This is a genomic window from Serratia sp. 2880STDY5682894, assembly GCF_001537385.1.
Taxonomy (GTDB): domain Bacteria; phylum Pseudomonadota; class Gammaproteobacteria; order Enterobacterales; family Enterobacteriaceae; genus Serratia; species Serratia nevei.
Map to the genome: position 1 here is coordinate 582359 of NZ_FCJA01000002.1, position 22448 is coordinate 604806.

General features: G+C 59.3%; 25 protein-coding genes. 9 read left to right on the forward strand and 16 right to left on the reverse strand.

Annotated features, from left to right (window positions below):
- Window positions 1-2 precede the first annotated feature (2 nt).
- From paaF to paaA, 6 genes are read right to left on the reverse strand one after another with little or no spacing between them, the layout of a single operon-like run.
- Complete coding sequence (paaF, locus tag AWX27_RS07450; RefSeq protein ID WP_060420580.1) at window positions 3-776, reverse strand: 2,3-dehydroadipyl-CoA hydratase PaaF; 774 nt, start codon at window positions 774-776, stop codon at window positions 3-5.
- A gap of 8 nt (window positions 777-784) precedes the next feature.
- Window positions 785-1843, reverse strand: a complete 1059-nt coding sequence (paaE, locus tag AWX27_RS07455; protein WP_060420583.1) for a 1,2-phenylacetyl-CoA epoxidase subunit PaaE — start codon at window positions 1841-1843, stop codon at window positions 785-787.
- Between the two features lie 13 nt (window positions 1844-1856).
- Window positions 1857-2354, reverse strand: coding sequence for a 1,2-phenylacetyl-CoA epoxidase subunit PaaD (paaD, locus tag AWX27_RS07460; RefSeq protein WP_060420586.1), 498 nt, complete (start codon window positions 2352-2354; stop codon window positions 1857-1859).
- Window positions 2355-2363: 9 nt separating this feature from the next.
- Entirely contained in the window at window positions 2364-3122 is a 759-nt protein-coding gene (gene paaC / locus AWX27_RS07465; protein ID WP_060420589.1) for a 1,2-phenylacetyl-CoA epoxidase subunit PaaC, read from the reverse strand.
- Between the two features lie 8 nt (window positions 3123-3130).
- Entirely contained in the window at window positions 3131-3418 is a 288-nt protein-coding gene (paaB, locus tag AWX27_RS07470) for a 1,2-phenylacetyl-CoA epoxidase subunit PaaB (RefSeq protein ID WP_004935173.1), read from the reverse strand.
- A gap of 21 nt (window positions 3419-3439) precedes the next feature.
- Window positions 3440-4378, reverse strand: coding sequence for a 1,2-phenylacetyl-CoA epoxidase subunit PaaA (paaA, locus tag AWX27_RS07475; protein WP_060420592.1), 939 nt, complete (start codon window positions 4376-4378; stop codon window positions 3440-3442).
- A 317-nt stretch (window positions 4379-4695) separates the two neighbouring features.
- Between paaA and paaZ the strand changes: the two genes are divergently transcribed.
- Window positions 4696-6762: a phenylacetic acid degradation bifunctional protein PaaZ gene (gene paaZ / locus AWX27_RS07480; protein WP_060420595.1), complete on the forward strand. Its 2067-nt coding sequence runs from the start codon at window positions 4696-4698 to the stop codon at window positions 6760-6762.
- 43 nt (window positions 6763-6805) lie between these two features.
- Here paaZ and AWX27_RS07485 read toward each other — a convergent pair whose 3' ends face one another.
- Both AWX27_RS07485 and AWX27_RS07490 read right to left on the reverse strand, forming a co-directional pair.
- Window positions 6806-7699: a Kdo hydroxylase family protein gene (locus tag AWX27_RS07485; protein WP_060420598.1), complete on the reverse strand. Its 894-nt coding sequence runs from the start codon at window positions 7697-7699 to the stop codon at window positions 6806-6808.
- 494 nt (window positions 7700-8193) lie between these two features.
- Entirely contained in the window at window positions 8194-9747 is a 1554-nt protein-coding gene (locus tag AWX27_RS07490) for a sensor domain-containing diguanylate cyclase (RefSeq protein WP_060420601.1), read from the reverse strand.
- Between the two features lie 161 nt (window positions 9748-9908).
- Here AWX27_RS07490 and AWX27_RS07495 point away from each other — a divergent pair, with 161 nt between their 5' ends.
- Window positions 9909-10103, forward strand: coding sequence for a hypothetical protein (locus tag AWX27_RS07495; RefSeq protein WP_060420604.1), 195 nt, complete (start codon window positions 9909-9911; stop codon window positions 10101-10103).
- Window positions 10104-10118: 15 nt separating this feature from the next.
- On the opposite strand, the gene AWX27_RS07500 is transcribed toward AWX27_RS07495, so the two are convergent.
- Together AWX27_RS07500 and AWX27_RS07505 are read right to left on the reverse strand one after the other, a co-directional pair.
- Window positions 10119-10538, reverse strand: coding sequence for a VOC family protein (locus AWX27_RS07500; protein ID WP_047730371.1), 420 nt, complete (start codon window positions 10536-10538; stop codon window positions 10119-10121).
- A gap of 177 nt (window positions 10539-10715) precedes the next feature.
- Complete coding sequence (locus AWX27_RS07505) at window positions 10716-11636, reverse strand: Kdo(2)-lipid IV(A) acyltransferase (RefSeq protein WP_060420607.1); 921 nt, start codon at window positions 11634-11636, stop codon at window positions 10716-10718.
- A gap of 627 nt (window positions 11637-12263) precedes the next feature.
- Between AWX27_RS07505 and AWX27_RS07510 the strand changes: the two genes are divergently transcribed.
- The 3 genes from AWX27_RS07510 (at window position 12264) to AWX27_RS07520 (ending at window position 13212) form a co-directional block, all read left to right on the forward strand.
- The gene (locus AWX27_RS07510) at window positions 12264-12461 is read left to right on the forward strand and encodes an ElaB/YgaM/YqjD family protein (RefSeq protein ID WP_033635087.1); all 198 of its coding nucleotides are present in this window, start codon (window positions 12264-12266) and stop codon (window positions 12459-12461) included.
- Window positions 12462-12475: 14 nt separating this feature from the next.
- The gene (locus AWX27_RS07515) at window positions 12476-12724 is read left to right on the forward strand and encodes a GlsB/YeaQ/YmgE family stress response membrane protein (RefSeq protein ID WP_019453501.1); all 249 of its coding nucleotides are present in this window, start codon (window positions 12476-12478) and stop codon (window positions 12722-12724) included.
- 95 nt (window positions 12725-12819) lie between these two features.
- Window positions 12820-13212 (forward strand): YidB family protein, encoded by a 393-nt coding sequence (locus AWX27_RS07520; RefSeq protein ID WP_049201337.1) that lies wholly within the window; start codon window positions 12820-12822, stop codon window positions 13210-13212.
- A gap of 3 nt (window positions 13213-13215) precedes the next feature.
- On the opposite strand, the gene AWX27_RS07525 is transcribed toward AWX27_RS07520, so the two are convergent.
- A complete protein-coding gene (locus AWX27_RS07525; RefSeq protein ID WP_060420610.1) occupies window positions 13216-14148 on the reverse strand; it encodes a LysR family transcriptional regulator in 933 nt (310 codons plus the stop codon).
- Between the two features lie 110 nt (window positions 14149-14258).
- Here AWX27_RS07525 and AWX27_RS07530 point away from each other — a divergent pair, with 110 nt between their 5' ends.
- Window positions 14259-15311 (forward strand): SDR family oxidoreductase, encoded by a 1053-nt coding sequence (locus tag AWX27_RS07530; RefSeq protein ID WP_060420613.1) that lies wholly within the window; start codon window positions 14259-14261, stop codon window positions 15309-15311.
- Between the two features lie 44 nt (window positions 15312-15355).
- Here the strand turns inward: AWX27_RS07530 and AWX27_RS07535 are convergent, their stop codons facing one another.
- The 3 genes from AWX27_RS07535 to AWX27_RS07545 form a co-directional block, all read right to left on the reverse strand.
- Window positions 15356-16363 (reverse strand): NAD(P)H-quinone oxidoreductase, encoded by a 1008-nt coding sequence (locus AWX27_RS07535; RefSeq protein WP_060420616.1) that lies wholly within the window; start codon window positions 16361-16363, stop codon window positions 15356-15358.
- A gap of 154 nt (window positions 16364-16517) precedes the next feature.
- A complete protein-coding gene (locus AWX27_RS07540; RefSeq protein ID WP_004935132.1) occupies window positions 16518-16727 on the reverse strand; it encodes a hypothetical protein in 210 nt (69 codons plus the stop codon).
- Between the two features lie 509 nt (window positions 16728-17236).
- Window positions 17237-17614 (reverse strand): hypothetical protein, encoded by a 378-nt coding sequence (locus AWX27_RS07545; RefSeq protein ID WP_060420619.1) that lies wholly within the window; start codon window positions 17612-17614, stop codon window positions 17237-17239.
- A gap of 378 nt (window positions 17615-17992) precedes the next feature.
- On the opposite strand from AWX27_RS07545, the gene cspE reads away from it, so the two are divergent.
- Window positions 17993-18205 carry a transcription antiterminator/RNA stability regulator CspE gene (cspE, locus tag AWX27_RS07550; RefSeq protein WP_049201327.1) on the forward strand — a complete coding sequence of 71 codons (213 nt, stop codon included), beginning with the start codon at window positions 17993-17995 and terminating at the stop codon, window positions 18203-18205.
- A gap of 320 nt (window positions 18206-18525) precedes the next feature.
- The gene (gene dsrB, locus AWX27_RS07555; protein WP_060420622.1) at window positions 18526-18729 is read left to right on the forward strand and encodes a protein DsrB; all 204 of its coding nucleotides are present in this window, start codon (window positions 18526-18528) and stop codon (window positions 18727-18729) included.
- A gap of 219 nt (window positions 18730-18948) precedes the next feature.
- Here dsrB and rcsA read toward each other — a convergent pair whose 3' ends face one another.
- Entirely contained in the window at window positions 18949-19578 is a 630-nt protein-coding gene (rcsA, locus tag AWX27_RS07560) for a transcriptional regulator RcsA (protein ID WP_033635078.1), read from the reverse strand.
- Between the two features lie 794 nt (window positions 19579-20372).
- Between rcsA and AWX27_RS07565 the strand changes: the two genes are divergently transcribed.
- A complete protein-coding gene (locus tag AWX27_RS07565) occupies window positions 20373-21014 on the forward strand; it encodes a GNAT family N-acetyltransferase (RefSeq protein WP_080432920.1) in 642 nt (213 codons plus the stop codon).
- Between the two features lie 11 nt (window positions 21015-21025).
- On the opposite strand, the gene AWX27_RS07570 is transcribed toward AWX27_RS07565, so the two are convergent.
- Complete coding sequence (locus tag AWX27_RS07570) at window positions 21026-22441, reverse strand: pyridoxal phosphate-dependent decarboxylase family protein (RefSeq protein WP_060420628.1); 1416 nt, start codon at window positions 22439-22441, stop codon at window positions 21026-21028.
- Window positions 22442-22448 lie beyond the last annotated feature (7 nt).

The following is a 22448-nucleotide window of genomic DNA, read 5'->3' on the forward strand; positions in this document are numbered from 1 at the left end:
AATCAGCGCCCCTGATAGTTTGGCGTACGTTTTTCGAAAAAGGCGGCGATGCCTTCGCGGCGATCGTCGGTGGCGGCCAGGGTGACGAACTGCTGACGCTCCATCGTCAGCCCCTGGCTAAGGCCGATTTCCTCGGCCTGTTTCAGCGCCTGTTTGGCGGCGCGCAGCGCCAGCGGCGCCTGACGGCTGATGCGATCGGCAATCTGCTGCGTGCGTTCCAGCGTCAGGGCATCGACGCACACTTCGCTGATAAGGCCGGCCTGCAGCGCGGTGCGGGCGTCGATGGGCTCGCCGGTCAGCACCATCTGGTTGGCGCGCGACTTGCCGACGCAGCGGATCAGACGCTGGGTGCCCCCGGCGCCCGGCATCAGGCCGAGGGTGATCTCCGGCAGGCCGAAGCGGGCGCTTTCGCCGCCGATGACGATGTCGCAGGCCAGCGCCAGCTCGCAGCCGGCGCCCAGGGCATAACCGTTCACCGCCGCCAGCAGCGGCTTGCTGAACTGCGCCAGCCGCTGCCACAGCTGCGGACGGCGATCCGCCAGCGCGGCCGGCAGATCCTGCTGTTGCAGTTCGCGCAGATCGGCGCCAGCGGCGAAGAAGCGCACCGCACCGGCGATCACTACGGCGCCCACGCCGCTGTCGGCGTCGGCCTGCTCCAGGCGAGCAACCAGCTGTTCCAGGCACGGCGTGCTCAGAGCGTTGCGCGCCTCCGGGCGATGCAGCGTCAGCGTGACCACGCGGTGCTGCTGCTGATGCAAAATAAAGGGGGTGTCCATCGCGGCTCCTAGACGTCGAAGTCCAACACCACGCCGTCGCCTTTCGGCCACGACTGGCAGCTCAATACGTAGCCTGCCGCCAACTGATCCGGCTCCAGGCTGTAGTTGACGCCCATCTCCACCTGGCCGGCCTTCAGACGGCATTTGCAGGTGGCGCATACGCCGCCTTTGCAGGCGTAGGGCAGGTCGGCGCCCTGGCGCAGCGCGGCGTCGAGAATGCTGTCGTCCTGTTCGCCGACCTCGATATCCAACCGGCGGCCGTCGAGCAGGATCGCCACCCGGGTGGCGTTGCGATCGCCGCTGCTTCGCGGGCGGACGACCAGGCCGCTGGTGTTGAAGCGTTCGCTGTGGATGTGGTTGGCCGGGACGCCGGCCTGTTCCAGCACGGTTTGTGCGTCGTCCATCATCGATTCCGGCCCGCAGATAAAGGCGTGGTCATAGTCGCGGAAATCCAGCAGCGCGCCGCCGATCGCCGTCAGGCGTTCACGGTCGATGCGGCCGCTGAGCAGCGGGCTGTCGAGACTTTCCTGGCTGAACAGATACAGCTGCTGAAAACGCTGCGGGTAGCGGTTTTTCAGATCCGACAGCGCCTCTTTGAACATCATCGAACGGCTGTTGCGGTTGCCGTAGATCAGGGTGAAGCTGCTGCCCGGTTCGAGCAGCAGCGTCGCCTTGATGATCGACAGCATCGGCGTGATGCCGGAGCCGGCGGCGATCGCCAGGTAGTTGCCGTGGCGCTCTGCCTGCGGCTGGTAGCCGAAGCGCCCCTGAGGCACCATCACCTCCAGCGCGTCGCCGACCTTCAGCATGCGGTTGACGAAGCCGGAGAAGCGCCCCTGGTCAATCGCCTTCACGCCGATCTGCAGCAGGCCTTCCTGCGGCGAACTGCAGATGGAGTAGCAACGCCGCAGCTCTTCGCCGTTGACCAACGCCTTGAGCGTCAGGTGCTGGCCGGGGGTATAGCGGTATTGGTTTTGCAGCTCTTCGGGCACCCGCAGGGTGATGGCTACGGCGTCCGGCGTTTCGCGCTCGATGGCGGCGACGTTCAGGCGATGAAAGACCGTCATGGTGTCAGCGCTCCTATATGCATTTGAAATAATCGAACGGTTCCCGGCAGTCGCAGCAGCGGTACAGCGCTTTACAGGCGGTGGAGCCGAACTCGCTGACCTTCTCGCTGTGGGTGCTGCCGCAGCGCGGGCAGGCTACCGGGCCGTGGGCGTGCGGCCGATCGCAGGTGTGCCCCTGCGGGGGCGCTACGCCGTATTGCCGCAGCCGCTCGCGGGCGTCGGCGTTCATCCAGTCGGTGGTCCAGGCCGGGCTGAGGCGAATGTCCACCTGCACCGGGCTGAAGCCGGCGGCCGCCAGCCGCTGCTCGATGGCGTTGAGCAAAAATTCGGTGGCCGGGCAGCCGGAATAGGTTGGGGTGAAGGTCACGCGCCAGCCCGCGCCGTCGCGCGCTACGTCGCGCACCATGCCCAAATCGGTGATCGACAGCACCGGCAGTTCGGGATCGCTGATCTGCTGCAGGCAGTGCCAAATCTGCGGGATTTCGGCGGGTTGCAAACGGGTGACGTTCATCGTGGCCTCCTACCATTGACCGTTTGGATAGGCGCGCTGCAGGAACTGCATTTCCGCCAGCAGCGGGCCGAGGTGTTCGCTGTGCCGGCCTTGCTTGCCGCCGTGCCGGAACGCCTGCTCGGCAGGCAGCGCCAGCGTCGCCTGGCGCAGCGTCTCTTCCACCTGCGCTTGCCAGGGGGCCTGCAGTTCGCGTGGATTGACGGCGATGCCTTGTTCTGCCAGTTCTAGCTCCAGCGCGTCGGCGTGGAACAGCTCGGCGGTGAACCGCCACAGGTTATCCAGCGATTGCTGGATCTTGCGGTGGCTGACGTCGTTGCCGTCGCCCAGGCGGATCATCCAGCCGTGGCTGAAGCGCAGGTGATAATCGGCCTCCTTCAATGACTTGGCGGCGATGGCGGCGATCTGCGCATCGCGGCTGCGGCTCAGCGCCTGGTGCAGCTGTACGTGGTAGGCATCGAGCAGGAACTGACGCACCAGCGTGTCGTTGAAACCGCCGTTCGGCTGCTCCGCCAACAGCAGGTTATGAAACTGGCGCTCGTCGCGGCCGAAGGCCAGGCTGTCTTCGCTGCAGGGCGGGCCGGCCAGTTCGGCGGCGTAACCCAGAAAGTTGCGCGCCTGGCCGAGCAGATCGAGCCCGATGTTGGCCAACGCCAGATCGATTTCCAGCTCGGGCGCGTGGCCGCACCAGGCGCACAGGCGCTGGGCGAGGATCAGAGGCGTGTCGCCCTGGCGGAGCAAATAGCTGATGCGCGGATCGTTAACCGTCATGGTCGCCTCTACATGTTCTTGATGCCGTCGGGAATGGTGTAAAACGTCGGATGACGGTAGATCTTATCTTCGGACGGATCGAAGAACGCGCCGCGATCTTCCGGCTGCGAGGCGATCAGATGGCGCGACTGCACCACCCAGATCGAGCAGCCTTCGTTGCGGCGCGTATAGGCGTCGCGGGCATTTTCCAGCGCCATTTGGTCGTCGGCGGCGTGCAGGCTGCCGACGTGGCGATGCGCCAGCCCTTGTTTGCTGCGGATAAACACTTCATACAGCGGCCATTCAACGTGGCTCATGATCTCGTTTCCTTATGTTGGCTATGCGGCGGAGGCGGCGTTTTTCGCGGCGTGGGCCATGGCGCCGTCGCGTACCCAGGCGCCGTCTTCCCAGGCGCGGCGTTTGGCCTGCAGGCGTTCGTGGTTGCATTGACCGCGCCCTTTGATCACCTCATGCAGTTCGCTCCAGTCGATCTCGCCGAAGCGATAGTGGCCGGCGGCCTCGTCCCAGGTAAGGTTCGGGTCCGGTGCCGTCATGCCCAGCGCCTCAAGCTGCGGCACGGTGTTGTCGACGAATTTCTGCCGCAGCTCATCGTTGCTGTGGCGTTTGATTTTCCACGCCATGCTCTGGGCGCTGTGAGGGGAGTCGGCGTCGCTCGGGCCGAACATCATCAGCACCGGCCACCAGAAGCGATCGATAGCGTCCTGCAACATGGCGCGCTGCGTGTCGCTGCCGTTGGCCATCGCCATCACCGCCTCGTAGCCCTGGCGCTGGTGGAAGCTTTCCTCTTTGCAGATTTTCACCATCGCCCGCGCATAGGGGCCGTAGGACGCGCGGCACAGCGCCACCTGGTTGACGATGGCGGCGCCGTCGACCAGCCAGCCGATCACGCCGATATCCGCCCAGTTGAGCGTGGGGTAATTGAAGATAGAGGAGTACTTCATCTTGCCGTCGAGCATCTTTTGGTAGATGTCCTGGCGCGAACAGCCGAGGGTCTCGGCGGCACTGTAGAGGTACAGACCGTGGCCGGCTTCGTCCTGCACCTTGGCCAGCAGCACCGCCTTGCGGCGCAGCGTGGGGGCGCGCGTCAGCCAGTTGGCTTCCGGCAGCATGCCGATGACTTCCGAGTGGGCGTGTTGGCCAATCTGCCGAATCAGGTTCTGACGGTAGGCGTCCGGCATCCAGTCTTTGGCCTCAATGGCGATGTCCGCCGCGATCTTGTCGTCGAAATGCTGCTGATACTGTGCGTCAGTTGTCATGCTTGCCTCTTGGTGATTCGTATTTTTCACATTAAACATAAAAATGTGAATCACTTTAACTAACCATAAGGCTACAAACTGATAACAAAAAGATCAAACGTAATTCATGTGGTTTTGCGAGGTTACTCACAAGGTTATTTGTTATTTTGTTGATTTTATTTGATAAATAAAGTGATTGATTCCTTGTTTATAGCAGGTCAAATGCCCTGAAAGCGCCTTTTGTTTTCTTTTTGTTAAAATTTGGTTTGGCGCAGACTGGCATTTATATGATACGTAATTAAGCTATATGGTGAAAATTTATGAATTTCGGAGGGCACATGCAGCAGTTACACAGTTATCTTTCTGGCGCCTGGGTGTACGGGCAGGGAGAGGGGCGCGAGATCCGCCATGCCGTGACCGGCGAGGCGCTGTACCAGGTTTGCTCCGACGGCCTGCCGTTGGCGGCGAGCCTGAGCTATGCGCGCAGCCACGGCGGCCCGGCGCTGGCGCACATGACGTTCCAGCAGCGCGCCCAGATGCTGAAAGCGGTGGCGAAACACCTGCTGGCGCACAAAGAGGCGCTGTATCAGATTTCCTATCAAACCGGCGCGACGCGCAGCGACGGCTGGGTTGATATTGAGGGCGGTATCGCCACGCTGTTCGCCTATGCCGGCATGGCCGGCCGCGATCTGCCGGACGATACCCTGTGGCCGGAAGACGAGCTGATCCCATTGTCGAAACAGGCGCAGTTCGCCGCCCGCCACGTGCTGACCTCGCGCCCCGGCGTGGCGCTGCACATCAACGCCTTCAACTTCCCGTGCTGGGGCATGCTGGAAAAACTGGCGCCGACCTGGCTGGCGGGCATGCCGGCCATCATCAAGCCGGCCACCGCTACCGCGCAGCTGACGCAGGCGATGGTCAGGCTGATCGTCGACAGCGGGCTGGTGCCGGAAGGGGCGCTGCAGCTGGTTTGCGGCGGCGTCGGCGACATGTTTGCGCACCTGGATTACCAGGATGCGGTGACTTTCACCGGTTCGGCGCAGACCGGACAGCGGCTGCGGGCACACCCGCGCCTGCTGGAGAAATCGATCGCGTTCACCATGGAAGCGGATTCGCTCAACTGCTGCGTGCTGGCGGAAGACGTGACGCCGGAGATGCCCGAGTTTGCGCTATTCATCAAAGAAGTGTGCCGTGAAATGACCGCCAAGGCGGGGCAGAAATGCACCGCGATCCGCCGCATCATCGTGCCGGCGGCGCAGGTGGCGGCCGTGCGTCAGGCCTTGTTGCAGCGCCTGGCGGGGGTGACGGTGGGCGATCCGCAGCTGGAACAGGTGCGCATGGGGGCGTTGGTCAGCCACGAGCAGCGTGATGATGTGCAAAGCAAGGTGGATTTCCTGCTGCGCAACGGCTGCGAACCACTCTGTGGCGCGGCGCAGGATAAGCTGGAAGTCCTCGGTGACGGTGCGCGCGGCGGGGCGTTTTATCCGCCGACCCTGCTGTATTGCGCCGATCCGCTCACCCATCAGGCTGTGCACGGCACTGAGGCCTTCGGCCCGGTGGCGACGCTGATGCCGTATGCGGATACCGAGCAGGCGATCGCGTTGGCGTTGCTGGGGCAGGGCAGCCTGGCGGGATCGCTGGTGACTGCCGATCCGGCATTGGCCAAGCGCTTCATTCGCGCGGCGGCCTGCGCCCACGGCCGCATGTTGATTTTGGATGAGCAGGCGGCGGCGGAGTCCACCGGCCACGGTTCGCCGTTGCCGATGCTGGTGCACGGCGGCCCGGGGCGCGCCGGCGGCGGTGAAGAGCTGGGCGGGCTGCGCGCGGTGAAGCACTATATGCAGCGCACGGCGATCCAGGGCAGCCCGGCGATGCTGGCGGCCATCGGCGGCGAATGGGTGCGCGGCGCGCCGGTCGTCGAGCATCCGGTGCATCCGTTCCGGAAATACTTCGAGCAGCTGCAGCTGGGCGACAGCCTGTTGACCGCGCGCCGCACCGTGACCGAAGCGGATATCGTCAACTTCGCCTGCCTGAGCGGCGACCATTTCTACGCGCACATGGACAAGATCGGCGCCGCCGACTCGCTGTTCGGCGAACGGGTGGCGCACGGTTACTTTGTGGTGTCCGCCGCGGCCGGGCTGTTTGTTGACGCCGCCGTCGGGCCGGTGATCGCCAACTACGGCATGGAGAATCTGCGCTTTATCGAGCCGGTGAAGATCGGCGATACCATTCAGGTGCGGTTGACCTGCAAAAAGAAAATCCGCAAGCCGCAGAAAACCGCCGAAGATCGCCCGCACGGCGTAGTGGTGTGGGATGTGCAGGTGTTGAATCAGGAACAGCAGCCGGTGGCGCTGTACAGCATTCTGACGCTGGTGGCGCGCCAACAGGGGGATTTCGAGGCGTGATGCGCGTTTGCCGCCGCCGGTAACGCCGACGGCGGCAAATCAGTCAGATCAACGGCTGGCCGCGCAGCTGTTCCAACACTTTCAGCGGTGAACGTTGCGGATCCTGCATTTTATTCACCGGCAGCAGGAAGGTCTGTTCCAGCATAAACTGGCCGCCCATCGCGGCGTGCGGCGTTTGGTCCGAGAAGCAAATCCAGCTGCTGCCCGGCGGGAACGCCAGCGCCAGCTGTGGGCCACGCTGCTGATAATCGCCATCGGCCTTCATGGCGTCATGCAACTGCAGCATCAGGTGGTCATAATGGCTGCGGCGGGTTTTGGTGATGCGCACCTGGTGCTGCAGCCAGCTGCTTAACGCAGAATAGCGGGCCAGACGCGGCATAAAGCGTTCAGCCAGCTCAGGGAACGGCTCGCCGACCCGCCATTGGCGATGTTCACCGTGCGGATTGATGTTGGTGAAAATGCGCAGAATGCGTTCGCCGTAGTTCGGGCGCGACGGGAAAGCGTCGACGTGCAGCCGGCTGTCGTCTTTGCGCCAGGAGCTATTGGCGCGCCAGGCGGAGACCGGATGCAAACGCAGGCTGCCGGTTGGGTGGTGCAGCGCCTCCTGATACTCGGGCAACAGCCCGGCGATCAGCTGACGGCACGACTGGTAATAGCGCTCCAGCAGTTGCTGAACCTGCTGCCGGCGTTCCGCGACGGCGACGCCGGTCAGCTTGCCGGACAGCGGCTGATAGCTGATGTTCTTGCGCTTCGGATCGACCAACGCCGGATCCAGCAGTGGCATTTCCTGCTCAGACAGGGTGAAGGCCAGCTCGGGCAGAAACAGCACCTTGCCCTGTTCCAGTTCGCTGACCGCGCTGGAGGCTTCTTGCGCCGCCCATTGTCGCAACGGCAGCGTCAGAACGGCCCGTTCACGCGTAATATCGCCAGTAGGCATGAGATCTCCTTGCAAATCTATATCGCTTTATTCCCGTCTTTCAGGTTGCCGCGTGGTTGGCTGCACTGGCTTGCGCAGTGGCTGGCTGGAGCGGCGCCAGAAATTTTTGCGCCGGTCGCCCAATTGCAACGTGAAATTTGCGGGTTCTATTATGGATGTATCAGCAGGGCGCAGTGCGCCGAAGCGTGCGATGGCTTCCTGATATATAGAATAGTCCTGATAAGAGTATCACCGGCAACGCCAATAAATAGTAAACGGGGGCTAAACGGGGCCTGGCGTAGGCACGAATAATCAAAAATGGCACGAATGGGTTGTTGAATGGCACAATTCTTATCTTATTGAATTATATTGTAAATTAATATTCTGCTTATTTATTGGCGTTATTTCATTCAGAGAGCGGGGCGAGTCGGTGAAATAATGTTGCGGAGGGAAACTATTTCATTTTTGCCGGGTGAATAAATCGGGCCGCCAAATTTTGGTGACCCGATGATTGCTTAAGCGCCGTAAATGCAGTTTTTGCCTTTTTTCTTGGCCTGATACAGCGCGCTGTCCGCCTCATTGATAAAGCTGATCGGCGTATCGTTGTACATATGCGGCACTTTGGCGCAGATGCCGATGCTGATGGTAACGATGCCGTGCGGGTTGCCCTGATGCGGAATTTTCAGATCGCGCACCGCCTGGATGACGCGTTCGGCGAAAATCAGCGCGCCCTGCACGTCGGTATCCGGCAGGATAATCCCCATCTCTTCGCCGCCGTAGCGCGCCAGAATGTCGTTGCTGCGGCACGCCAGCCCCTTCAGCGTTTGGCCGATTTGCTGCAGGCACTGGTCGCCGGCGACGTGGCCATAGCTGTCGTTGTACTGCTTGAAGTAGTCGATATCCAGCATCAGCAGCGCCACGCTGCGGTAGTTGCGCGAAGCCCGCGCCAGCTCGTTCTTCAGCGCGATATCAAACTGGCGGCGATTGGCCAGACCGGTCAGGCCGTCCAGCAGCGCCAACTCTTCGAGCATCTGGTTGATGCTGGTCAGCTGATCGCGGGTGCGCATCAGCTCGGCTTCGGTTTGCATGCTGTGCTTGATTTGCCGCAGCAGCACCATGCCCATCGCCAACAGGATCATCAGCAGAGAGAGGCCGCCGGCGGCAAACAGGCCGGCGTCGGTGCGCCAGTCCGCCAGCGCGTCGCGCTTCGACAGCCCGGCGGCGATCACCAGCGGAAAGCGATTGACCCGCGAATAGCCGTAGATGCGCTCCACTTTGTCGTACAGCGAGGTGATGGTGGCGTTGCCGAACTCCGAATGCGGTAAAATTTCGCTGAACAACACGCCCTTGGCGATGTTTTTACCGATCGAGGCCGCTGAGTAAGGGCGACGGTAAAGGATGGTGCCGTCCGCCAGCAGCAGGTTCAACGAGGCGTCGGTGTTGAGGGCGAAGCTGTCGTAAAACTGGCGGAAATAATCGACGTACAGCGTCGCCAGCACCACGCCGCCAAAGCTGCCGTCCGGGTTGTTGAAGCGCCGTGATACGGGGATGATCAGATCGCCGCTAGTGCGGCTGCGGATCACCTTGCCGATGTACAGACCGCCGCCGTCGCGGTTTTGATGGTATTTGAAGTAATCACGATCGGCGTTGTTGGCGTTCTTGATGAACTTGCCCGAGGAGGTCGCCAGCCAGCGGCCGCGCGCATCGTAGATAAACAGCCCATGCAGCTGCGGCAGATTGCCAACCTGCGTCTGCATGACGCGCTGCAGCCGCGTCAGCTGCGATGGGCCCAGCCCGTCGTTCTGGAGACGTTCGGTCAGATCGAGCAGATTGCCGTCTACCTGCATGAAGGTATCGTCGGCGTGCTGCGCCAGCGAGCGGGCGAGGTTGGCGGATTCATGCTCGGCGCTGCGCAGATCGCGCTGGTGCGCGTTCCAGATTTGCCAGCTGTTAAAGAGGATCAGCGTGGCGGCAACGATGATGACAAACACGCCGGCCTGAAATAATAATGGGGAGCTTTTAACGCTGCGCGGCGGCACGGCATCCTGTATGGGTTGCTGCTGAGTCATGTCACCCTTGTGGTTTGATTACTATTCAATTTGAGTTAAGAGCAATCCTATATTTTATGCATAAATGCGCCAGACCTCTAGCCCTTAACGAGGCGATACGGAGAAAGGCATGCCGCAATCTGCCTCTGCGGCGGTGCGGACAAGACGGAGTGGGGGAGTCAATGTCGGATTACATCATTATCGCTTTACTGACGCTGGCGGTGTATTACCCCCTTACGCTGGGGGCGCTGGCGGTGATGATGTTCTTTGCCTGGCGTCGGCGCCGGTCGCCCTATTGGCGGTTGGGGTTGGTGCTGTTGACGCTGCTGTTCGTGCTGTTCGCCAAGGCGGCGTATGACTGGCACCGCTATAGCTAGCGGCGCCATGGCGGGTTATTCGACGTTGATCATCCAGTTGACGCCAAATTTATCGGTCAGCATGCCGAAGCCTTTGGCCCAAAAGGTGGCTTGGTAAGGCATCGTCACCTGGCCGCCCTGCGCCAGATTATCGAACAGCTTGCGCCCTTGCTCCGCATCGCTGGGGTTCAGCGACAGCGAGAAGCCTTTATGGGAAGCGCCGCCGCTGTCGTCCTGCGGACAGCCGTCGGAGGCCATCAGCACACCGTCACCGATCAGCAGGCGCGCATGCATGATCGCCTCCGGGTTGACGTCCTGTGGACCGCCTTGCCGAGCCTCTTCGGGCATGTCTTTGTAACGCATGACCATTTCAATTTTGGCATTCAACTGCTGCACGTAGAAGTTAATCGCTTGCTCACAGTTACCGCTGAAAAACAGATAGGGTTGTACCAGCATGACATTGACCTCGGTTGTGACCCGACAGGCAACGACCGGCCCGCGGGCAGGAAGAAATGGTTGCTGGCGGCAATGATTGCCGTCGGTGACTTATTAGTGTAGTTCCCTTGGCGAAGAATGCTTGTGCGAGGCGAGCGCGCCTTCGCCAGCGGTGTGGCGGGCGAAGGCACGAGGGCGTTAATACAGCGAAGGTTCGCCGGGCGGACGGGTTTTAAACCGGCGGTGCAGCCACATGTACTGATCGGGTGCCAGCAGCACCTGTTCTTCCACCACGCGGTTCATCATGGCCGCCGCGCGCGTTTCATCGTCCAGCGGGAAGTCCTTCAGCGGCGGCTGTACGATCAGCTCATAGCCCTGCGCATGCGGCAGTCGGCGCGGCACGAAAGGCACGATCGACGGCCGCCCCATGCGCGCCAGGATAAAGGTACCGGTTGTCGTGGCGGCGTTTTCAACGGCGAAGAACGGCGCAAACACGCTGCTTTGCGGGCCGTAATCGTGATCCGGCGCGTACCACAGGATTTCCCCCTGTTTCAGGTTGCGGATCATGCCTTTGATATCTTTACGATCGATCATGAACTTATTCGAGCGCAGCCGGCCGCGGGTCTGGACCCACTCCATCAGCTTGTTGTTATGCGGGCGATGCACGCCGATGCCGGGATTTTGCATGCCGAAAATGCGCGCGCCCAGTTCCAGCGTCAGGAAATGCAGACCGATCAGCAGAACGCCTTTGCCGTCCTGGCGTGCCAGCTGCATGTTTTCCATGCCGCTCACCTTGAACCAGCGGGCGATGCGCCAGTCGGGCCAGAACCAGGCCATGCCGACTTCGAACAGGCCCATGCCGACGGACTCAAAATTTTTGACGATCAGCGCCTCGCGCTCGGCGGCGGGCATTGCGGGGAAGCAGAGTGCTAAATTGCGGCGCGCTATTTTTACCCGGCGTTTCATCAGGCGCATGGCTATTCTGCCGAGGCCGTGTCCAAGCCGATATATGAGCGGGTAGGGCAGTAACACCAAGAGATAGAGCATTCCTAGCCCTATCCACAGCAACCAATAACGAGGGCGCAAGAATTCGCGCTCAAAGCGTTGGTTTGAAAGCATTTTTCCTGTTCTTCCTTTTCTTTCCCAATGGGACCTTAACCCAAATTGTTATACGGCGAATGATAGAACATTTGGTGCTAAATAGGGTTTTCCATTAATGCTTTTTTTTGCGCTTTATTTAGCAACGCACGGATAACGGGGCAAGTTAGGATTTTTACCGAGGAAAAGGAGGATATTTACCGCTATTTCAACCGGCTGACGCAATTGAAAAATAAAGACACAATTAAGCGCATCGCAAAAGTGACAACCGCTATGTAACCTTAGAGAAACAGTAACGCGGCGGAACCGTCCCAAACGGCGGCCAGCGCGTACAGCAGTGCGAGAATCAGGATGAACGGGGCATTGAACATGGGCGTTTCCTCCCGGAGATTTGTTTAAAGTTTAGTCTGTCGAGATGACAGCAGGATGAAATTAGATCGTTTTTTGTACGGTGAAATTCAGACGGACGGAAATGGGTAAACCGCTGATTTTTTACTATAGTCATAGTGTGAAGTTGTGCGTTTGTCGCCGTAAGCCCTGCATTGAGCGGCAGCGGGCAGATTGCCCGGAGCAAGATCGCGGGGCGGGCGGTGCCGGGCGTGAAACATGTGACGCAATTCTCAGAGGGTTGGTCTGTAAGGATTTGACATGTCATATGAAAATGACGATCTAAACGGTGTTGAGCAACCGAGCGACTACGTGAAAACCACCGCCTGCGAAGTGCGCAGCGGTGTAAAAGCGGCGCTCGAGCAATCATGTGCCTGCATCAAGGATAATCCTTGGGCGGGGATAGGCGCCGGCGCCGTCGTGGGCCTGGTAATAGGATTTCTGTTAGGCAAAAGGTAATAGGGAGAGTAAAGATGGGCATCATTTCCTGGATCATTTTTGGTTTAATCGCCGGTATCCTGGCCAAATGGATTATGCCGGGCAAAGACGGCGGCGGGTTTATTATGACCGTGGTACTGGGGGTCGTGGGCGCCGTGGTCGGCGGCTATATCAGCACCTTCTTCGGTATGGGTCGCGTTGACGGCTTTAACCTGGGCAGCTTTGTGGTGGCGGTAATCGGTGCCCTGGTGGTGCTTTTTGTCTACAGGAAGATCAAAGGCTAAGCAGCCGTTGCTCAACAGGGTCGCCGCGGCGGCCCTTTTTCGTGAAATCAATCCGGCGGTGCGGCGCGGGCCGTATCGGCTGAAAGGGGAATATCATGGGTCTGTTCGATAGCGTATTGGGTAACATTCTGGGCGGCGGCGCCAACGGTGGCAAAGGCATCGATTACATCGCCATTATGCAGTGGGTTGAGCAACAAGGTGGCCTGCAGGCCATTTTGGACAAGTTCCGTCAGGGGCAGTTCGGCGATATCGTCGGCTCCTGGCTCGGCAATGGCGAAAACCAACCGATTACCGGCGATCACGTACAGCAGGCGTTGGGTAGCGATGCGATTAATCAGCTGGCTGAAAAGCTGGGTGTCGATCCGGCTCAGGCCTCCAGCACCATTGCACAGTTCTTGCCAACGGTCGCGGATGCCGCTTCGCCAAATGGCGAAGTGCAGCAAGACAGCAACGAACTGGGCGACATGGTCGGCAAACTGTTCAAATAAGGCTTATGCTCCCGGCGTCTGGCCGGGGGCATTCACTCCGCTAATTCCCTCGATCGCCATCAACGCCTGTTGCAGATGCGCCACCCAGGCGCGCACTTTCTCCGGAATAAATCGTAATGCGGGATAGACCGCGTGCAGCGCCATGGGCGGATAGCGGTATTCCGGCAATACGGGCACCAGCGCCCCTGTCGCCAGCTGCTCGCCGATCAACGGCCGCTGAGCGCCGCCGATACCAAGCCCTGCCTCGATGGCCGTCAGCAGCGATAGCGTATTGTTGGCGCGGAACGTGGGCCGCAGCGCCACTATTTCGGGGCCGTGCGGGCCGATCAGGGTGAGCGTATCCCCGTCGTTCAATCCGCTGTAGCGAATGTGCGCATGTTTTGCCAGCTCCGCCGGCGAGCGTGGCGCGCCATGCTCTGCCAGATACGCCGGTGACGCCACCAGCAGGCGTTGCAGTTCGCCCAGCCGTTTCGCCACCATGCCGGGCGCGTGCAGTTCGCCGAAGCGTAGCGCCACGTCGATGCCTTCGCCGATCACGTCGGCGCGCCGATCGTCCAGCAGCAGCTCGATGGTGAGGTCCGGGTGGCGCTGCTGGAAAGCGATGGCCAGCGGCGTGACGTGCCGCTGACCGAATCCGGTCGGTGCGTGAAGGCGCAGGTTGCCTTGCAGCCGGTGGCGCTGGCCGTGCAGCGCCTCTTCCGCTTCGTCGACCGCCGCCAGAATCGCTTTGAGGCGTTGATAATAACCGCTGCCGGCCTCGGTCAGGGAGACTGACCGGGTGCTGCGAAACAGCAGCTGCGCCCCCAGTTCCTGCTCCAGACCGGCGATTTGCTGACTGACCGCCGGCTGCGTCAAGCGCAGATCGCGAGCGGCGGCCGACAGGCTGCCCAGCTCCGCCACCCGCACAAAGGTTTTCATTGCGTTCAGCTTATCCATAGCGATTTTGCCTATAAATATTTCTTATTAGTGTTAGTGGAAAGTCTCGTCTACCGCAAGGGTCGCTAATCAATAACACTCAGGGCCTCGACAACCCGAGGAGTGACAAGATGAATGCAAAGCGGCAAGCGTTAGTGATCGGCGCCAATGGCGTGATAGGGCGCCGTTTGATTGAGGAGCTGACCGGCCAGGGCTGGCCCGTGGTGGGCGTCTCGCGCCGGGGTGGGCAACCGGCGCCTGGTGTGCGCCACCTGCAGGTGGATCTGCTGGATGCGGTGGCGACGCGCGACGCGCTGCGGCCGCTGAGCGCGGTTAGCCACGTTTTCTATGCCGCCTATCAGGATGCGCCGGATTGGGCGGGCCTGGTGGCGCCCAATCTGCAGATGTTGCAAAACGTCGTCGAGGGGCTGGAGCCGCTCGCGCCGGCGCTGGAGCATATCAGCCTGATGCAGGGCTATAAGGTATATGGCGCTCATTTGGGGCCGTTTAAAACGCCGGCGCGTGAAAGCGACGCCGGGCATATGCCGCCGGAGTTTAACATGGCGCAACAGCAGTATCTGGCGCAGCGTCAGGCCGGCAAGCGTTGGCATTGGAGCGCCATTCGCCCGAGCGTGGTGGGGGGCTTCTCCCTCGGCAATCCGATGAACCTGGCGTTAAGCATCGCGGTTTACGCGTCGATCAGTAAAGCGCTTGGGCTGCCGTTGCGTTTCCCCGGCAAACCGGGCGCTTACCACAGCCTGCTGGAAATGACCGATGCCGGGCTGTTGGCGCGTGCCACGCTCTGGGCGGCGACCGAACCGGCGGCGGCCAATCAGGCGTTTAATATCAACAATGGCGATCTGTTTCGCTGGAGCGAGATGTGGCCAAAAATCGCCGCTTACTTCGGGCTGGAATGCGCGCCGCCGCTGCCGATGCCGTTGGAGAGCATGATGGCGGACAAAGCGATGCTGTGGCGAGAGCTGGTGCAACGGCACAAATTGACCGAACCGGACTATCGCGCGGTGGCCGGCTGGCGTTTCGCCGACTTCGTCTTTTCCTGGGACTATGACATGTTCGCGGACGGCAGCAAGGCGCGGCGTTTCGGTTTCCATCAGTTTGTCGAAACCAAAGCCATGTTTTTCTCGCTGTTCGATGAGTTCCGCCGCCGCGGCATCATTCCCTGAGCGCGGCATCGGTTTCCCCGCAGCGCAGGCTGCGGGGAACGGTTTCAGAACGTCAACATGATCTTGCCGATGTGCTCGCTGGACTCCAGCAGCGCATGCGCGGCGGCGGCCTGTTCGAGCGGGAAGGTTTTAAAAATTTGTGGCTTCAGGACGCCGCGCTCCAGCAGCGGCCAAACCTTCTCGTGCAGATCGGCGGCAATCTGCGCTTTGTCCGCGACGCTGCGTGAGCGCAGCGTTGAACCGGTATGGGTCAGGCGTTTCAACAGCAGCGGCATCAGATTGAGCTCTTTTACCACGCCATTTTGCGTGCCGATTTGTACGATGCGGCCTTCCATCGCCGCGGCCTGATAGTTCTTGGCCAGATAGTCGCCGGCGATCAGATCGACGATCACATCGGCGCCTTTGCCGTCGGTGGCGTCTTTGGTGCGTGCGACAAAATCTTCGCTGCGGTAGTTAATCGCCACGTCGGCGCCCAGCGCCAGGCTGGCCTGGCGCTTCTCTTCGGAGCCAACGGTGGTGATCACCTGCGCGCAGAAGGCTTTTGCCAGCATGGTGGCGACCGTGCCGATGCCGGAGGTGCCACCGTGGATCAACACGGTTTCGCCGGCTTTGAGGTGGCCACGCTGGAACACGTTGACCCAGACGGTAAAGAAGGTTTCCGGCAGCGCGGCGGCCTCGGTCAGGCTCAGGCCTGCCGGCACCGGCAGCGCATTGCTTTCATGCACGGTGCAGTATTCGGCATAGCCGCCGCCGGCGATGAGGGCGCAAACCCGATCGCCGAGCGCGAAGTGGGTCACGCCTTCACCGATGGCGACGACTTCGCCGGCGATTTCCAGGCCGGGGATATCCGAAGCGCCGGGCGGTGGCGCATAGTTCCCCTGGCGCTGCAGCACGTCGGGGCGGTTAACGCCGGCGGCGGCGATTTTCACCAGGAGTTCGCCCGCTTGCGGGACGGGCACCGGGCGTTCGGTGACGACCAGAACCTCGGGAGCACCCGGTTGGCTGATCTCAATGGCTTTCATCGTGCCGGGCTGCGCTGCATTTGTTGACATGCTCATTCTCCTCATCGTGGCGGACGTGGTTATCCAGGCGGAACGCCCGCAATAAAGTCTGCTGTTAGCTTAGCGAAATCGAATGAGGTGCGCGTGGTCGAATAGAGCGGTTTTGCGAGGAAGGGAGGACGCCGCCGCGATGGGCGGCTGGATATCAATCGTTAGGGGGGATGCGGAACCCTTTTAACGAGACGATAAAGTGTTCTTTCCCTTTGGAGATCTTGGCGCCTTTATCGCACCACAGGCTGGCAAGCTGGAAGAAGTCATCGCTGCCGATATCGTAGGCCAGTTCGATTTTCTTGGCTGTGCCGGCGCGGATGAGCTTTTCTGCTTCCTGATGGTTTGCAGCTTTAATTATGGTCATGGGCGAAATCCTTGGTGTTAAGCCAGAGCGGATAATCGCGAATCATCATATGGCCATAGTGTGACAATTTTGTGATGAAAACATGACGGTCCACGAAGGCGCGGCGTGCGGCGTGCCGCGCCTTCGCGGTGTAAACACGTTATCGATTACCGATCGTGCGGGCGAACGAATGTACTTTTCTTCTGAGATTTTAAGTGTTTATAGAGCGAATAGCCCGCAATGCCGGCCAAGGCAGCCAAGAGGGCAAGGGATCCTGTGGCCATGAACATCACCTCCGAATAAGAATGGCAAGGAGGCGTATTTGTGACATTCATCACTTTACGGGGCAATGAGAGCAATCTGTAATCGGGAAACGGGCATGAGGGAGGAGCAAAAAAAAGCGCCTATAGGGAGGCGCATAAAGATTTGCAACACAGCTTGTTGTGTTCAACACCAGGAGGAGTGGTGAACTGGCGCTATTTTATGCAGCGGTGAGGGCGGCTGATATAGGTATTACTCCGAAAGCGCCGCTACCACTCATAGCCCAACTGAATGTTGTAATCGGGATCCTGATTGGTGGAGTAAGGATCGGATTGGCGGCGGCGATCGGTTTTCTTCACCGGGCCTTCATAGGCGGGATAAGGTTTGGCGCGCGGCTTGCTGCAGCCTGGATGATCGCATTCGATATCGACGCGAAAACCGTTCTTGTCGCGTGCCTCTGCCCAGGTAATCGGCGGTTTCGCCGCCTTGGGGGTCGGCCCCGGCGGAGCCACCGGTTTTGGGGGCGGGGAAACGCTGGGCTCTGGGGGCTGATAATTCAGCTCCAGCGCGCCCAGCGGGGCGCTGCAAGCGGCAAAGGCCAGCAGGGCGGTAACGCTGGCGGCCGGTAATGTGAGCCATCTCGGCATGGTGAATCTCCCTGAATGATTTCTTTGTGCAACTATAAAACAGCGTAACGATAATTACTATCATTTGTCTTGGCCGGTAAGGAGAAGACGCTCGGCGATAGCGTCGACAAACAGGGTCAAATCCTGTGCGTTTAGCCGAGGTAAACGGCACGACGAGGCGAAAAGAGTTGCTATTGCCGCCCGCTCGTGAGTTAATGCTTACCGGCCTGTGGTACAGACCTATTTATGCACGACATTTTGAGTAAAGTAGTTCAAATTAAAAGCGTTATCCCGGATAGCCCTTCTCTGACGAATTTCCTTTCCAGTGCCTCCATAAGTAACTGATGACCGGCTATATCGCCCATAGCGGCTTACATTTATTATTGAAGGAAGATAGACATGTCTAACCTGATCAAAGGTCAAGTGAAGTGGTTCAACGAAGCTAAAGGTTTTGGTTTCATCACCCCAGCAGACGGCAGCAAAGATGTATTCGTACACTTCTCTGCTATCCAGGATCAAGGCTTCAAGACCCTGGCTGAAGGCCAGAACGTACAGTTCTCTATCGAGAACGGTGCGAAAGGTCCATCTGCGGCTAACGTTACCGCTATCTAATTGGCGTCTACCGCTGATTGAAAAAAACCCGCTGCGGCGGGTTTTTTTATGCCTGCAATTCGGCGGTGCGCAAAAAAAAGCCCGCAAGTCTGCGGGCAAAAGTTCCTTGTTACTTCTTCATTTGCGAGCGCTTCTCTGGGGGGGAAACGCCTGAAGACAGGCTACGCGAGGCCGGCTTAAGATTCTGCGGCCAAACCGTTAAGAAAGTGAAAATCCGGGCGGCGGCTACGCTGATAGCAGAGGCCGGCGGGGCTAGAGCGGTGTCCATCGCCCCCGCTTTTGTAATACACTGACGGCAATCGCAAATAATGGGGAACGGTATGCAGGTTAACGATCGAGTGACGGTAAAAACAGACGGCGGCCCGCGGCGTGAAGGCGTCATTCTGGCCGTAGAGGTGTTTAACGAAGGCACCATGTATCTGGTTTCTCTTGACGACTACCCGGCGGGCGTATGGTTTTTTAATGAAATCGACAGCCGTGACGGCACGTTTGTGGAGCTCTGTCGCGAGCACGATGGACAGTAACTTCGGCTAATCTCATTAATTTGCTAATGAAATTGTCCATTTTGAGATTATTTCATTACGGTAAGATTTTTTTTATCGCCGGCAAAAAAATACCCGCTGCGCTAGCGGGGGGATAGCGCAGCAGGTATTCTTTTGGTGGTTCCAGTATCGGATATCCCGGTGACTTTATCCCCGGATATTTAACGGCCGACAAAACAGAGTGGGGGCATTCTCTGCGGCTCAACGGCTATTGACAAATATTCCACTGGTCAGCGTATCGGTCAAACGAACAACGTGGTAAATGATCTGCTTGTTGTGCGTCTTTATTTTCCGCTTGATGTTTCCCTTGTGGGAGGAGACCGTTTTGGCCTTTATTTGCATCTGGTCTGATATCTGGATGGTGCCTTGACCGGACATCCACATGCGTAACATGTTCGATTCGGTCTGGCTCAGCGTTACCGGCGTTTGGTCCAGAGAGGACTTTTCCGCCCGTAGGGACGTTCTCTCGAGATAGTGACTAAGTAGCTGATTCATAGTCTCTGGTTTGATGGATTTTGACGATATGATGACGTTCTTGCGAACATATAAATAATCGTCGAAATGTACATTGGTAATAGCCATGAAGATGAAGAATAACGTATCCGGGTGCAGTGAAATCACCCGTTTTATTCGCTCGGTGGCGTTTGCTTCGTGGATGAAGCAGTCCTCGTTAATAAACACCAGGCTCGGATTCAACTTGCTGCATTTTTCATGCAGGCTGTCAATATCCTCGATGGCATTAATATGGCGTTTTTTCACGCCATGCGAAGTCAGATAGTCGGTTAATCCCAATCTGGTATAGCTACATGAATCCATGATGATCGTTGGCATATCGCACCCCCACTTAAATCCGTTTTACTGCGGTAATATGAGAAAAAGCCTAAAAAGCCGAAAGGCAAAAATGGAGCAATAATTCAGTGTAGCGAGTGTTCTATCAATAAACACGACGGCACTCAATGATATTTTCATACTAAACTTATTAATCACATGAATCTATAAGTTTGGCTTAAGTCAGAGAGATTTGCTGCTCGCTCGGCGTCGACGCGATCGGCCTGACTTGCGCTTGGCACCCGTGCTTGCTGGCATTGCTTGCCGAGATTCTGTTCATCATGTCACGAAACAAAATTTTAGTTTGCTAGGAAAAGTCTTAAAAAAAATTCATGTGTTGGCTTTTTGAAGTTTTTCAGTGCGCTTTTTGAGCGCTTAAAAAGTGTTCTTTTGGTTTTTTTGTTTTTTTAACGATAAAAATCATTAAGTTGAATCCTACCCTTCCTCACTTGCTAATGATAATCACTTCTTTTTTTATCATAACAACCAACAAAAGTTAACGTTGTAGCTGAAATGTGTAGCTTAATTGTTGCTATAAATCACCGTTTTACAATGAGTTATCTGGATATTTATTTCGCTTGAAATAATTTTGGTGAATATTTAACGGTGATTGAGTTGTTTTTCTAAACTATCATCCTGTTGCCCGCGCCAGCGGGGCGGGGGCAGGTCGGAGTTGTCTCCGGCCCGCCTTGGTTTTAACTTGCCTTTCCACCTTTCAAAAGCAGGATGTCGCAGTGAGACAGAATCAATATGGGCAGCCAATAGGCGATGCCCTTCCTCATTGGCAGCCGGCAGGCCTGCCCGGGCACAGGTTGCTGCAAGGGCGGTTTTGCCGCCTTGAACCCCTTAGCCTCGAGCGCTGGGGGGATGAGCTCTATCGGGCTTACCAAACCGCCGAGGACGACCGAGACTGGACCTATCTGTTTTGGGAACGGCCGCAGACGTGCGAGGATTTTCAGCGTTATCTCCAGGCTCAGGCGTCCAGCGCTGACAGGAACACGATGGTGGTGGTCGATCAGGCGAACGGGCGCGCCGTGGGGACCTGCGCTTTTTTGCGCATCGATCCCGGCAACGGCGTGGCCGAACTGGGCACCATCAACTGGTCGCCGCTGATGAGGCGCAGCGTGCTGGGCAGCGAGGCGATTTTCCTGATGCTGCGGCATCTGTTTGACGATCTTGGCTATCGGCGCTGCGAATGGAAGTGCGATAGCCTCAATTTGCCTTCGCGCCAGGCCGCCGAGCGCTTGGGTTTCCGTTACGAAGGCACTTTCCGCCAGGCGGTTGTCGTCAAAGGACGCACGCGCGACACCGATTGGCTGTCGATCATCGACGCGGAATGGCCGGCGCGACACGCCGCCTTTGCCGCCTGGCTGTCGCCGGATAACATCAGCGATGACGGGCGGCAAGCGCGGCGTTTGCAGGCTTTCCAACTCGGGTAGCGCCGCGCGCCTTAGGCCGTCTCTGGCAGGCAGTGGCGCAGCGAGTCCAGCGCCAGCCGGATGTCCCGTTCCTCCGTCATCCAGTTGACCAGCGCGGCGCGGATCCCCGGCTGATGGTTATAGGTCGTTGGGGTGCAACGCACCACGCCGTGCCGGTTCAGGCGCTCAAGAAAGCGATCGCGCGCCGCTTCGCTGTCGCCCAGCGGGCGGCTGAGCGCGAAGCACACCACGTTCAAATTCACCGGCGCCAGCAAATGGAAGCCGTCGTCGGCCGCTAACGCCGCCCCCAGCGCCTGCGCCAATTGGACGTTGCGCTCGACGATATCCCGTATGCCGCTGCGGCCATAGGCTTTCAGCGTCAGCCAGAGCGGCAGGGCGCGAAAGCGCCGCGAATTTTCCGGCGTCAGATGCAGATAGTTGTCCGGCCGCGGCGTCGGCGCTTCCAGGTAGGCCGAATGGTTCTGAAATACCTGCATCTGCAGATCCAGATGGCGGGTAAATTGGATTGCGCTGTCATAAGGCACGTTCAGCCATTTGTGTGCATCGACGGTGATGGAGTCCGCCTGTTGCCAGCCTGCGAGTCGCGGTGCATACAGCGGCGAACAGGCCGCCACGCCCCCGAAGGCCGCATCGACATGCAGCCAAAACGGATAACGCTCCCGCAGCGCCAGCAGACGCGGCAGATCGTCGAAAGCGACGGTGTTGACCGTGCCGGCGCTAGCCAGCACCAACGTGGGGCGGCCCTCGCCGGCGGCGAGCTGCCGCTCCAGCGCCGCCATATCCATGGCCTCAGACTCCGGCAGACTGGCGACGGTCGTCAGCGCGTCGCGGCCGATGCCGAGCATGCTGAGCGCCTTTACGCTGCTGGAATGCGGATTGGCCGCCAGCACCCGGATGGGCCCCAGCGCCGCCAGGCCCCGTTGGGCAATATCCACGCCGTGCTGTTGGCCCAGCCACTGCCGGCCAATGGCCAGCCCGGCGAAATTGGCCATGGTGGCACCGCTGACCAGGCTGCCGCTGAACGCTTCCGGCAGGCCCAGCAGGGATTTCAACTGCGTCACGGCGGCCAGCTCGATCGCCGCGGCGATCGTATCATGGCTGAGCTGGCTATTTTGGTCTGTCACGCTAACCAGCCAGTCCGCCGCGACCGCCGCCGGGGTGCCACCGCCGGTGACGAAGCCGAAATAACGCGGGCCGGCGCTGGCGGAAATGCCCGCCTGATAACGCTGCCAAAAGTCATCCAGCGCCGCCAGGGCGCCTTCACCGTTTTCCGCCAGCCGATCGTCACCGGGTTGCAGCTGCTGTTGCGCGAGCGGTGGGCAGACCGATCGCTGCTGCAGCCCGGCCAGAAAATCTTCCGCCAACTGGCGGGTGTGGTCGAGGATCTGCGGAAACTGTGTAAGATCCTGTTGTAAACGTGGGTGCATGGCGGCT

Excerpts from the sequence above, each read along its gene's own strand:
- paaZ (WP_060420595.1), top strand. The coding sequence starts at position 4,696 with ATGCAGCAGTTACACAGTTATCTTTCTGGCGCCTGGGTGTACGGGCAG.
- AWX27_RS07495 (WP_060420604.1), top strand. The coding sequence starts at position 9,909 with ATGTCGGATTACATCATTATCGCTTTACTGACGCTGGCGGTGTATTAC.
- AWX27_RS07490 (WP_060420601.1), bottom strand. The coding sequence starts at position 9,747 with ATGACTCAGCAGCAACCCATACAGGATGCCGTGCCGCCGCGCAGCGTT.
- paaF (WP_060420580.1), bottom strand. The coding sequence starts at position 776 with ATGGACACCCCCTTTATTTTGCATCAGCAGCAGCACCGCGTGGTCACG.
- dsrB (WP_060420622.1), top strand. The coding sequence starts at position 18,526 with ATGCAGGTTAACGATCGAGTGACGGTAAAAACAGACGGCGGCCCGCGG.
- AWX27_RS07485 (WP_060420598.1), bottom strand. The coding sequence starts at position 7,699 with ATGCCTACTGGCGATATTACGCGTGAACGGGCCGTTCTGACGCTGCCG.
- AWX27_RS07570 (WP_060420628.1), bottom strand. The coding sequence starts at position 22,441 with ATGCACCCACGTTTACAACAGGATCTTACACAGTTTCCGCAGATCCTC.
- AWX27_RS07545 (WP_060420619.1), bottom strand. The coding sequence starts at position 17,614 with ATGCCGAGATGGCTCACATTACCGGCCGCCAGCGTTACCGCCCTGCTG.
- rcsA (WP_033635078.1), bottom strand. The coding sequence starts at position 19,578 with ATGCCAACGATCATCATGGATTCATGTAGCTATACCAGATTGGGATTA.
- paaD (WP_060420586.1), bottom strand. The coding sequence starts at position 2,354 with ATGAACGTCACCCGTTTGCAACCCGCCGAAATCCCGCAGATTTGGCAC.
- paaB (WP_004935173.1), bottom strand. The coding sequence starts at position 3,418 with ATGAGCCACGTTGAATGGCCGCTGTATGAAGTGTTTATCCGCAGCAAA.
- AWX27_RS07535 (WP_060420616.1), bottom strand. The coding sequence starts at position 16,363 with ATGTCAACAAATGCAGCGCAGCCCGGCACGATGAAAGCCATTGAGATC.
- AWX27_RS07515 (WP_019453501.1), top strand. The coding sequence starts at position 12,476 with ATGGGCATCATTTCCTGGATCATTTTTGGTTTAATCGCCGGTATCCTG.
- AWX27_RS07520 (WP_049201337.1), top strand. The coding sequence starts at position 12,820 with ATGGGTCTGTTCGATAGCGTATTGGGTAACATTCTGGGCGGCGGCGCC.
- paaA (WP_060420592.1), bottom strand. The coding sequence starts at position 4,378 with ATGACAACTGACGCACAGTATCAGCAGCATTTCGACGACAAGATCGCG.
- paaC (WP_060420589.1), bottom strand. The coding sequence starts at position 3,122 with ATGACGGTTAACGATCCGCGCATCAGCTATTTGCTCCGCCAGGGCGAC.
- AWX27_RS07530 (WP_060420613.1), top strand. The coding sequence starts at position 14,259 with ATGAATGCAAAGCGGCAAGCGTTAGTGATCGGCGCCAATGGCGTGATA.
- cspE (WP_049201327.1), top strand. The coding sequence starts at position 17,993 with ATGTCTAACCTGATCAAAGGTCAAGTGAAGTGGTTCAACGAAGCTAAA.
- AWX27_RS07510 (WP_033635087.1), top strand. The coding sequence starts at position 12,264 with ATGTCATATGAAAATGACGATCTAAACGGTGTTGAGCAACCGAGCGAC.
- AWX27_RS07525 (WP_060420610.1), bottom strand. The coding sequence starts at position 14,148 with ATGGATAAGCTGAACGCAATGAAAACCTTTGTGCGGGTGGCGGAGCTG.
- paaE (WP_060420583.1), bottom strand. The coding sequence starts at position 1,843 with ATGACGGTCTTTCATCGCCTGAACGTCGCCGCCATCGAGCGCGAAACG.
- AWX27_RS07500 (WP_047730371.1), bottom strand. The coding sequence starts at position 10,538 with ATGCTGGTACAACCCTATCTGTTTTTCAGCGGTAACTGTGAGCAAGCG.
- AWX27_RS07540 (WP_004935132.1), bottom strand. The coding sequence starts at position 16,727 with ATGACCATAATTAAAGCTGCAAACCATCAGGAAGCAGAAAAGCTCATC.
- AWX27_RS07505 (WP_060420607.1), bottom strand. The coding sequence starts at position 11,636 with ATGCTTTCAAACCAACGCTTTGAGCGCGAATTCTTGCGCCCTCGTTAT.